Raw genomic sequence first — 10235 nt, 5'->3', positions numbered from 1 at the left:
ATATTATTGGTTATTACAGCCAATTACGACCACATCAATATAATGGCGGATTAACACCGAATGAATCAGAACGATTATATTGGTTAACCTCTAAAACCGTGGCTAGTATTTGTTGACCACTACAGTTCTTAGGAGGGCGGCACTCGGTAACGAGTGCCGCCTATCCGACAACAACGAGCTAGCTATCATGGCTAGCTCAGAAATGTCCAAGAATGAGCTAGGTCTCTTGACTATATCAAAACGGTTCAAAGCATTCACCAGTAGCAATTCATAAACCAGAAGTACCCTATTAAACTTGTTAGACTAAATGCATTTCTTACTTTTCACCTCTTCTTACAAAGCACTAGGTATAAAAAATCGCCATCAACATTATGATATATATAGATTATTTTCGAGTATAATAAACGTATTTATAAGTATGTTTTTGCGCATAAATAAGAGTGTTTATTAATATACTGTTATATTTTTCTGAGGTTTTGATGGACCATATATTTTCTCGGTCATTTGATGAAATGATATCAACCTATACTCGAACGCTAGAAAGTTTTTATCCTGCGAGAGGAAGTACGGGCTTTACTGAAGCTAATCAAGTTCATATCTACGTAAATGCCTTAATGAAATGTCTGGACGATGATATGGCAGTCTCTTGGCTTGAGTTTCCTTGGGTTGAGAAAAAAGAGCATATTGATGGTTTTGTTTTCTCTCCTAAGCATAAAGCTGTTTTTTTCATCGAGGCAAAGCGCTTATCTCATACAAAGAAAAAGAAAGAAATTATAAGAGATATAAAGCGTCTTCATCATGATGATAAGCAGTTCCTCAATGATAACGGGGTTACTGAGTATGAAAGTGAATATGTGGTAGCTTTATCTGACGTTTGGTTAGAAACAAAATGGAAACGGTCGATGCCTGAATGGTGGTGTGGACGAAACAATGTTCCAGAACAAGTCACTGCTCATGGTTTGCTTACAACGCCTGATAGTACGATCCATAGCAGTTTAGTCGGTACTAATTGGCAAAAAAGTACCTCATTTGCGTATTGGATGGGTGAGCACTGTAAAAGCGTTAAAAATTACTGTTTACTGATGGCCGTATTAAAAATATAACAAAGCATTATAAGAGCGATTTGCAGCGCGTAGCATTTTTACTATTCGGTGCGTTTAGTGTGTAAGGTAGTATGCAGCGGCATTGGTATTGCGTTGCTCACATTAACAGGGCGTTATATACCAAGGAAGCTGAGGAGTATTATGGAACTGGTGAACATTACTTTACAGGTAATTGTATTAATTGCGATTGGGTGTCTATTTCTATTTAGGAAGTTATTGTTTAGCTATTCAAATGAAAAAGGAAAAAATATAGCTACAAAAGAAGATATTGGCGATATTACTCAGAAAATTGAGGATGTTAAAATTGATTATGCTACTCAACTTGAAGAAACTAAAGCGGCATTAATGTCTAGAATTTCTACTCACAGCTATCGTTTCGAAAAAGAATACGAAGTACTTAGCCAATTGACAGAATGCTTGGTTGAGCTTCGTTCCGCTACGCTGCAATTACGTCCGATATTTGATCATGTAGACCTAAATGAATCTGAAGATGAAAGAAAAAATAAACGTTTAGACCGATTATACGAAGCTCGAAAAGCTTTGTTTCAGGTACGCGAAACGAAACGACCATTTTTTACCGAAGATATTTATCAATCAATTTTAGAAATCGATAAGACAGCTCATCATGAATCTATCGACTATGAACTACGTTCTCCTAACGATCTAAAAAGAGACTACTGGGAAGATGCAGAAAAAAACCAAACAGTCATGACTCAATCTGTAGAACAAGCTATGGCAAAAATTCGTGAACGAGTCAGGTCATGGGACGCATTGCAATAGGCATGCAAAAAATAAGGATATGTGTCGCGCAGGCGACACCTATCCATACTTTTTCTAATATCTACTTAACAGAATAGAGCAATTAATCTAAGCAGTTTCTGTCCAAAAATGAGTTAGCTCATGGATATATAACTTCAGAGAATTGATGACACCTTCTGGTAACAACCAGAGAAAAAACGGCTCGATGCAAAAGCAAAGAGCCGTCTTTCCGTTCCATATACTTTGGGGTTCCAAACCAAAGTATCGTCCGAGCCGTTCCACTCGGAAATCTAGTACGTCATTGTCACTTATGCGTGCAATAGCGCCATTGATTCTTTTGCAATTACCCACTCTTCATTGGTTGGGATAACCATTGCTAGTGGTGTATTTGGCTTAGTGATAATACCCTGTGCGCCAAAACGTGCAGCGGTATTACCTTCTATATCTTCTTGGTAACCAAAGATCTTCATTAAACGTAGAATTTCACTACGAATTGGCATTGCGTTTTCGCCGATACCACCAGTGAAAATGATGCCGTCTAGCTCATCAAGTGCCACCATGTATGATGCAATGTATTTTGCTACGCGGTACGTAAATAGCTCAAACGCGAGCTTAGCACCGTGGTGGTAAGGATGGCTTTCATCTTCCATTGCTTCAATAATGCCGCGACAGTCGCTTGTAAAGCCAGAAACACCAAGGAAACCAGAATTCGTAACGAGTTCTTTCTCTAGGCGCTCTTTACTCCAGCCTTTCTTTAATAAGTACTCAAGTATACTTGGGTCGATATCACCACAGCGTGTCCCCATCATTAAGCCGGCAAGTGGCGTGAAGCCCATTGATGTATCAATACTTTCACCGTTTTTAACCACACATACTGATGCGCCGTTACCTAGGTGAACAGAAATAAAGCTTGATGCGTCAACTGGCTTATTCACGACTTTCGCTGCTTCACGCGTTACAAAGTAGTGGCTTGTGCCGTGGAAGCCGTAACGACGGATGTTGTACTCTTTGCTAACTTCTTGAGAAATTGCGTAAGTATATGCTTTTTCAGGCATTGTTTGGTGGAATGCAGTATCGAAAATTGCATACTGAGATAATGTAGGGAATGCTTTGCTTGCTGCACGCATACCAATAACGTGTGCATGGTTATGTAGTGGTGCTAGATCGCTTAGCGACTCAATATCAGCGATAACTTTTTCATCAATCTTAACAGTATGATCAAATAAGTTACCACCTTGAACAACACGGTGACCCACAGCGACGATATTTTCTTTTAGACCAAGTTCGTCGACTAAATCGACAATACGATCAATCGCTTGTTGATGGTGATGATCTAAACCATCAAGCTTGTATTCGTGCTTTTCACCATTGACTTTCCAGCTAACCACTGCTTCAGGGAGGCCGAAGCACTCACCAAGGCCGCTTAACGTAGCTTCACCGTTGACAGTATCAATTAAAGCAAATTTAAGTGAAGAACTACCAGAATTGATTACAAGAACTAAAGAATTGCTCATGGTTATCTCATCAATATTTTTAAGGGCAAATTTCGGATATCACTATCCACCTTGAAGCTAGCTCACTGAAAATGTCGAAAAAGGTATCTGTCAACAAGCTGGCTCAACCATCTTACTCAATTTAATTTGAATATCTCAACTTTTGTTTTAAAAAAAACTTAAAAATTGAATTTTTACTGGTTCAGATCAATTTTTTAACTAAAAATCGATTTTTAAAGCATAAAAATTCATCTGAATTTCAAATTTAGTTGATCATTTACCGTAGAGTTAACCATAAAATACACATTTTCAGCATTGAATAATTGTAAATCAATGTAATTTTTTCAAATTAGACTGAAACTAATAACAAAAAGGCATATATAGAAAGGAAGCACATCAAAAAAGGAATGCTTTTATAAAGTAACTAAAAATAAGTTTTAAACTTACAATATTATTTTATGTTATCTAAATAATATTGATAGAGTTCATCGACCTGCGTACTACACATCAACGGCATTGCTGCTTTTAATGCAGATTTTGGCCAGTTCCACCACTGCATCTCTAGCAATAAAGCGATCTGTTGCTCTGTAAATCGTTTTTTAACACATCGCGATGGGTTACCCACCATAACAGAATAGGGTTCAACATCTTTTGTTACAACGGCACGAGTACCAATCACGGCACCATCAGCTATTTTTACGCCAGGTAAAATAACGCATTCAGCCCCGAACCAAACATCGTTACCAACAACCGTATCGCCCGCTCGTTGGATCCCAGTTTTGACGCCATCGCCAAATTCTTGGAAATCAAATGGGAATGTCGAGATCCAATCATGTCGGTGTCCTTGATTACCCGATAACATAAACACGACTCCTGTGGCAATAGAGCAATAACGGCCAATAATTAATTGATCAACATCACCAAAAATACCTGACTGCCAAGCTTCAATCGTGGATTTATCACCCAGTAGATAATGAACACATTGATCTTCAAAATGGTGCTGATGGTAGTAGCCAGAATAATAACTGTAATCTCCAACTTTAATATTAGGATTAGTGATATAACGGTTAATTTCATACCCTCCTAACCAAGAGGGAAAAATAGAGGATTCCATATCAAACCTTCTTTGTGTTTATTGGTGTAAAAAGCGTATTATTAATGTTGTATTAACCTTTTTGGATATAACCACAATGATTGCTCAACTCTATAACGCTTATTTAGGTGAACTTTATGGCATTGTTTTTTTTAAGACCTTTGCTGAAAAGTATAGTGACGATAGCCATAACAACAAATGGCAAACATTAATAAAGGTTGAGGAACTCACGGCGCAATGTTTAAAGGATGGACTGGAAACGTTAGGACACCCTTGCCCTGATTACGATCAAGATATGGAGAATAAAGGTCTTGCCGATGCTAATAAATGGCTTGCATTACCTTGGCAAGAGTTAGTCGATACCATGGTGCCATGGGTTGCTCCCTATCAGCAGCGCTACCAACAACAGGCTGATGAAGCTACAGAGCATCGCTATTTATTTACGTTAGTCGCTGATCATGAAAATGCGATTTATGATTATTTGCTGGCAGAACAACGAGGGGATAACAGCGCCCTTGATATATTGACAACATTTATTAATAAATACGCCTAATGATTTTATTAGAGCAAGATTCACCTTCCTCCTTGCTCTAGTAACCTACTGATAATTAACAAATTCATTTTAATTCACATACTTTTTTCACAGCCAGATAACCAGACCCTTTCATTCCCCTGACATTTGAACGATGTTTTTAATTAACAATGAATAAAACACATTCAGTTGCTGAATACTCGCGATTAAACGAGGCTATTGTTTAACAAGGATTAGATTTTGAAAAGAAAGTACTCTTACTTTCTCTACTTACTGCAACATTATTCGTTGGCTGTAAATCATTACCTATTCGATCCAATGCAAACATGGCAAACCCTGCAGCAACGTATTGTGTTGATCATGGCGGTCAATGCTTAGACATGGACGGTTGTTCAACACACTAATTGATTGTCCAATTGCTCTATTATTAATATCGGAAGGTTAATGATGAAAAAATTACTACTTGTTGTTGGTTTACTGCTTTCAGGCTCTGTTTTTGCGTTTGGTAATCCAGCATCCGATTTCTGTGTACAACATGGTGGTCATGTTGAAATTCGTACTCCAATGGGTGGCGATGGTGAAAAAGGTTACTGTGTCTTTAACGACGGTAGCTCATGTGAAGAATACGCCTTTATGAAAGGCCAATGTAAACCTTCAGGTAAAACGCATAAACAAAAATTAGTCGACCACTGTGTTAAAAAAGGTGGGTTTGCAACCGGTGATGTATGTAAATTTGCTAAATGGAATACAACATGTGATCTAGAAGACTTCTACAATCACAAATGTAACCGTAAAAAAGGTAATCGCGTTTACTAAGTAATTAATCTCTTCCCCCTGATTAATCACTTTTAAACAATGCAGCTTAGCAAATGTTAAGCTGTATTTTTTATCTTCAAGCTTTTCCTCTTATTTCCCCTTTCCTTATAACCGTACATTAGCCATTAATCATATATATTTATCGTCAATGAAGCATTTACTATCCGTCACCATTAAATAACCGGCAACCTTACTGAGAGTTATTTTTTGTCATTCCGCTGACATTCGAACAGTGTTTTAAATACACAATACGCTCAAATCATTCATCACGTGAATGGATATAAAAACGAAGCCATCGTTTACATAAGGATTAGATTATGAAAAAGACATTATTGCTACTTTCTCTTATTGCTTCAGCCTCATTGGTTGGTTGTAAAACACTACCCACTCAACCAACTGCAAACATGGCAAATCCAGCAGCAACATACTGTGTTGAACACGGTGGCAATTATCAAATCACAACGAATGAAGATGGTAGCCAAGCTGGCGTCTGTCATTTCAAGAACGGTAGCCAATGTGATGGATGGGAATATCTACGCGGTGAGTGTAAACCCGCTGCTGACAAACCAATTTTGTACTAATTTCAGTCATTATTAAAAAGAGAAAATTAACATGAAAAAGTTTTTATTACTGATTGGACTATTAATTTCAACGGCCGCTTGTGCTGGCGGTCCGCACGGAAATCCTGCTTCTATCTATTGTGAACACCATGGTGGTCAATCCGTTATTGTTGATGGCCAAGGTTACTGCCGCCTACCTAGCGGTCAAATGTGTGATGAGTGGGCTTACAAAGAAGGTAAATGTTCACAGCATGCACAAGACAAGAAACAAAAATGGGTGAACTATTGTGTAAAACACAAAGGGACTGCTATTGGTAATAAGTGCCACTTTAATAAACAAGGTACGCAATGTAGCTTGAAATCCTTTTATAATGGCTCTTGTAAAAAACACCACCATAAACACCCGAAAGTATATTAGTCCTCTGAATCATAATATTAAATAAAAACAGCTCAACAGTGGTTGAGCTGTTTTCGTTTTACTTCTTTGTTTCATCGCTAGTTATCGATGTTGTTTGAAGCATCATATCTGACGATGATCCCCATGATGTCGTCCAATCATCCACTTTCATTGCTGGCTTTTCGTTTGAATTATCCGTTTCTATCGCGTTAGCCTCTGTCATCGATATTGCTATCTCTTCTTTTATTGATGTTTCATGATCATCACTCATGTCATCGTGAGTCTCGCCCAATGATTCAATATCAGCAAGGGTTGGACGATACCCTTTTCGGCCATAGCAATTGTCTAATAAAGTAATAATCGAATGAGGAGTAACAGGCTGTTTCTTTAGAATTTTATAGATTTCCTTCGCAATATTTTGAACATTGAGGATCGATTCAATACCAATGAGAGGCGCGGCTTCATCTCTTACTACTCTTGCTTTTTTATAACCGCCAGCATATGCCATTGAAAACCAAATATAAGCAATCGCGGCATTATTTGCACACGCGCCTAAATACATTTTACCTGCAAGATATTGTGCTTCTGGATGATCATGTTCCGCTGCGCGCTCTAACCAGTATTTGACACGATCCACATCCTTTTCAACCCCCAATCCAACTTTATAACAAAATGCTGTTTTCATTAATCCATCAAGATCATTGTGTTTCGCCGCTTGTATCCGCCAATAAAAGGCTTGTTGAGGTAAGTAATGATCGGTTTCTTCAGCAACATACCAATCAGAAAGAAACAGTGCAGCAGGAAGAAACTCTTCAGTTGCTGCTTGCTGAATATAATCGATACCCAAAGTAGGATCAGCCTCTACCCCTTTGCCTTGGATCAGTAACAAGCCAAAATGAAACTGTGATTCAGGTGATTTTTGCTTTACATCAATAAACGCTTGCCAGTAATTGGCTTTTAGCATTGCTTGTTGATCCAACGGATCTCGACGATACAAACGTGCCAAAGCATATTGCGCCATTTCATTATCTTGCGCTGCCGCTTTTTCGTACCACTCAATTGCCGCAACAGGATTCGTCACCTCACATTCTTTTGCTAAAGATAATTGACTCGGTATATGCCCTGTACTGGCTTTAAAAATTTTTTCTTCTCGTTCCGCCTTTTTGGCCTTCTCTAATACTTGTTTATATTTAATGTCTTTCAGTATTTGCTGCTGCTTTTCTTGCTGCTGCATATTTCTGGTAGCAAAGTAACGTGAAATTAACCAGCCTAAAACGATAATAGGAATAATAAACAGCCAAGTAACATCAAACATAATCACTAACTCAAGTCGCGGACGCATAGGAGTGATTATCGGCTAAGACACAATAAACTAAAGTCACTGTCTATAACCATTAGACCTTGATCATTGTTCCAGTATTTTCATTGCCAATATTGCGATTTAAACGAGTATTCAATTATTTTATTACTCTATACACCACTAAACCTGACTCACCACCTACGAGCACGCCCTTTAAAGACAAAAGAATAATCTTAGGAGCTCGTCAGGCTTTACCTGCACGGATCACCTAATAGGTCCTTGTCTGAATTCATTCTTTCTTGACTTAAGATCGCGGGAATTACAAGTGTTCCATGTCGGAATATTCCATGATCATGCTTCCATACCTCTCGACGCTCACTGAATTCATATTCATAAAATAGGTATTAAAAAGTCGCTGATTTCCTTTATTTTTGTCTGATTTACTCACAGGATCATCCTTGATCATCTTTCCAGTCCATTTGACACTGACCGTTAATTCAGCTCACATGATCATCGTTCCGTTATAAAAACAAAGAGTTAATTCATCTATGGTATGAAAGAATCTGTTGTGTATATTGTTCTTATCAAGCAGGTAGGGTAATCATTAACGAAATAAAACAATAGGGGCACTGATATGAACGAATTAAAACATATTCAACACTTTATTGCCGAGCACCATCTACTGACATTATGCGCTAGTTTTAACGATAATATTTGGAGTGCTAACTGCTACTATGTTTTCGATAGTGACCATATGATGCTGTATATCATGACTTCTCCAGAGACACGTCATGGAAGCCTAATGCTAAAAAACCACCATATTGCAGGTACTATCGCACCTGAACCTAATGACGTTAGTGATATTCAAGGTATACAGTTTTCTGGTCAGATTAATTTGATCGATTCAAGCAATGAACAACAAGCATTAGCGTTATATTATGCAAAATTTCCGATAGCGAAAAATCTGCCATCTTCAATCTGGCAAATAGCATTAAATGAAATAAAAATGACAGATAATCGTATCAAATTTGGTTTTAAACTTAACTGGCAGAGACATCAGCTTTAAATGTGTCATAACGTTAGAAGATAGTTAGGAGAGTTAGAATTTTGTCAATAGGTGATTTCCCCCCTATTTTGTTAATAGAAGCTTAGTTATAGTTATGCTTGTTCGTTATTTAAGGTGATTTCACCTAGAAAACGAGCATTATCCAAAAGGATAAATCAGCGAAAACGATAATGTACCTCACTTCGTTTTTCTGATTATCTCTTCTACACGTCGTACAGAATTATGCTCCTAGAGCCAATTCTTGTTTTGCCGGCCATATTGGCCGGCTTTTTTTATATTTTTGTCTAATATATAAGCATCTTATTACCTATATATTTACAAATACGATAAAGTGACTAGAATGTTTTCGCTGACTGTATTTTTAGGCAATATATGAATAATAAAAACGCCTCATTTTCACCCGAAATTTTTGATCAGTTACCTGGCTGCTGGGGTTGCAAAGATATCAATTCAACATTTGTTTATGTAAATCCTGAGTATGGAAGAATGGTTGGATTTGATAATCATTTAGATTGTATAGGTAAAACGGATTATCAAATGCCTATAACATCGACAGATTACGCAGATAAATATGTTGAACAAGATCAAATTGTAATAGAAACAGAGAGAACAATTCGTGTGCTTGATATTCATCCTTATCATGATGGTAAGTGGCGCGCTCACCTTTTTACTAAAACACCATGGCGTGATCATAATAATCAAGTAATAGGGACTATTTTTTCAGGTATTGAGTTAACAGACACAGCTGTATTAGAAGTTGGACATTGGTTGTGCCGTGCTATAGGGATAACTCAACAGCAAAAAAATTCTTCTATGTTAAGAATCAACATCAAAAAGGAAGACATTGGATTAAATACTCGAGAATCTGAAGTATTATTTCTTCTATTGCATGGGAAGAAACCGCAATATATCGCGAATACATTAGGTGTTTCTGTCAAAACAATTGAGAATTATGTTTTGCGCTTACGAGAGAAGTTTAATGCCAATTCTAAAGGTGAGCTTTTAGATTTGGCATTAGAATTAGGTTATGGTTCAAACATTCCAGAAAGTATGTTGAAAACACAGTTGTCTATTGTTTTAAAAGATTAAATACTCCATACAATAAAAGAGTAGTTA

Annotated in this window: 12 protein-coding genes; 9 read left to right on the top strand and 3 right to left on the bottom strand. The window is 37.4% G+C overall.

Annotation, left to right across the window (positions count from 1 at the left end; genetic code table 11):
- Positions 1-479 precede the first annotated feature (479 nt).
- The gene (locus tag C9J41_RS19165; RefSeq protein WP_107294903.1) at positions 480-1103 is read left to right on the top strand and encodes a hypothetical protein; all 624 of its coding nucleotides are present in this window, start codon (positions 480-482) and stop codon (positions 1101-1103) included.
- Positions 1104-1244: 141 nt separating this feature from the next.
- Entirely contained in the window at positions 1245-1883 is a 639-nt protein-coding gene (locus tag C9J41_RS21750) for a hypothetical protein (protein WP_146151680.1), read from the top strand.
- Between the two features lie 287 nt (positions 1884-2170).
- Here the strand turns inward: C9J41_RS21750 and C9J41_RS19155 are convergent, their stop codons facing one another.
- Together C9J41_RS19155 and C9J41_RS19150 are read right to left on the bottom strand one after the other, a co-directional pair.
- Positions 2171-3376, bottom strand: a complete 1206-nt coding sequence (locus tag C9J41_RS19155; RefSeq protein ID WP_107294902.1) for an acetate/propionate family kinase — start codon at positions 3374-3376, stop codon at positions 2171-2173.
- A gap of 430 nt (positions 3377-3806) precedes the next feature.
- A complete protein-coding gene (locus C9J41_RS19150) occupies positions 3807-4469 on the bottom strand; it encodes a CatB-related O-acetyltransferase (protein ID WP_107208283.1) in 663 nt (220 codons plus the stop codon).
- Between the two features lie 76 nt (positions 4470-4545).
- On the opposite strand from C9J41_RS19150, the gene C9J41_RS19145 reads away from it, so the two are divergent.
- The 5 genes from C9J41_RS19145 (at position 4546) to C9J41_RS19130 (ending at position 6774) form a co-directional block, all read left to right on the top strand.
- Complete coding sequence (locus C9J41_RS19145) at positions 4546-5001, top strand: hypothetical protein (protein ID WP_107208284.1); 456 nt, start codon at positions 4546-4548, stop codon at positions 4999-5001.
- A 219-nt stretch (positions 5002-5220) separates the two neighbouring features.
- Positions 5221-5358 carry a hypothetical protein gene (locus C9J41_RS21825; protein WP_158259685.1) on the top strand — a complete coding sequence of 46 codons (138 nt, stop codon included), beginning with the start codon at positions 5221-5223 and terminating at the stop codon, positions 5356-5358.
- Between the two features lie 66 nt (positions 5359-5424).
- Positions 5425-5796, top strand: a complete 372-nt coding sequence (locus tag C9J41_RS19140) for a DUF333 domain-containing protein (protein ID WP_233217824.1) — start codon at positions 5425-5427, stop codon at positions 5794-5796.
- 317 nt (positions 5797-6113) lie between these two features.
- Complete coding sequence (locus tag C9J41_RS19135; protein WP_107208285.1) at positions 6114-6377, top strand: DUF333 domain-containing protein; 264 nt, start codon at positions 6114-6116, stop codon at positions 6375-6377.
- 31 nt (positions 6378-6408) lie between these two features.
- On the top strand, positions 6409-6774 hold the full coding sequence (locus C9J41_RS19130) for a DUF333 domain-containing protein (RefSeq protein WP_107208286.1): 366 nt from the start codon (positions 6409-6411) through the stop codon (positions 6772-6774).
- A 58-nt stretch (positions 6775-6832) separates the two neighbouring features.
- Here C9J41_RS19130 and C9J41_RS19125 read toward each other — a convergent pair whose 3' ends face one another.
- Positions 6833-8095, bottom strand: a complete 1263-nt coding sequence (locus C9J41_RS19125; RefSeq protein WP_107294901.1) for a tetratricopeptide repeat protein — start codon at positions 8093-8095, stop codon at positions 6833-6835.
- A gap of 592 nt (positions 8096-8687) precedes the next feature.
- On the opposite strand from C9J41_RS19125, the gene C9J41_RS19120 reads away from it, so the two are divergent.
- Positions 8688-9119 (top strand): hypothetical protein, encoded by a 432-nt coding sequence (locus tag C9J41_RS19120; RefSeq protein WP_107288030.1) that lies wholly within the window; start codon positions 8688-8690, stop codon positions 9117-9119.
- Between the two features lie 372 nt (positions 9120-9491).
- Entirely contained in the window at positions 9492-10208 is a 717-nt protein-coding gene (locus C9J41_RS19115; protein ID WP_107208289.1) for a PAS domain-containing protein, read from the top strand.
- Positions 10209-10235: the final 27 nt, after the last annotated feature.

The organism is Photobacterium sp. GB-50, assembly GCF_003026755.1.
Lineage (GTDB): Bacteria > Pseudomonadota > Gammaproteobacteria > Enterobacterales > Vibrionaceae > Photobacterium.
The sequence above is the reverse complement of the archived record's forward strand: the minus strand, read 5'-3'. Positions and strand labels throughout refer to the sequence as shown.

Coding starts and splice junctions, on each gene's coding strand:
- C9J41_RS19150 (WP_107208283.1), bottom strand. CDS start 4,469: ATGGAATCCTCTATTTTTCCCTCTTGGTTAGGAGGGTATGAAATTAAC.
- C9J41_RS19125 (WP_107294901.1), bottom strand. CDS start 8,095: ATGCGTCCGCGACTTGAGTTAGTGATTATGTTTGATGTTACTTGGCTG.
- C9J41_RS19155 (WP_107294902.1), bottom strand. CDS start 3,376: ATGAGCAATTCTTTAGTTCTTGTAATCAATTCTGGTAGTTCTTCACTT.
- C9J41_RS19145 (WP_107208284.1), top strand. CDS start 4,546: ATGATTGCTCAACTCTATAACGCTTATTTAGGTGAACTTTATGGCATT.
- C9J41_RS19115 (WP_107208289.1), top strand. CDS start 9,492: ATGAATAATAAAAACGCCTCATTTTCACCCGAAATTTTTGATCAGTTA.
- C9J41_RS19135 (WP_107208285.1), top strand. CDS start 6,114: ATGAAAAAGACATTATTGCTACTTTCTCTTATTGCTTCAGCCTCATTG.
- C9J41_RS21750 (WP_146151680.1), top strand. CDS start 1,245: ATGGAACTGGTGAACATTACTTTACAGGTAATTGTATTAATTGCGATT.
- C9J41_RS19165 (WP_107294903.1), top strand. CDS start 480: ATGGACCATATATTTTCTCGGTCATTTGATGAAATGATATCAACCTAT.
- C9J41_RS19120 (WP_107288030.1), top strand. CDS start 8,688: ATGAACGAATTAAAACATATTCAACACTTTATTGCCGAGCACCATCTA.
- C9J41_RS19130 (WP_107208286.1), top strand. CDS start 6,409: ATGAAAAAGTTTTTATTACTGATTGGACTATTAATTTCAACGGCCGCT.
- C9J41_RS19140 (WP_233217824.1), top strand. CDS start 5,425: ATGATGAAAAAATTACTACTTGTTGTTGGTTTACTGCTTTCAGGCTCT.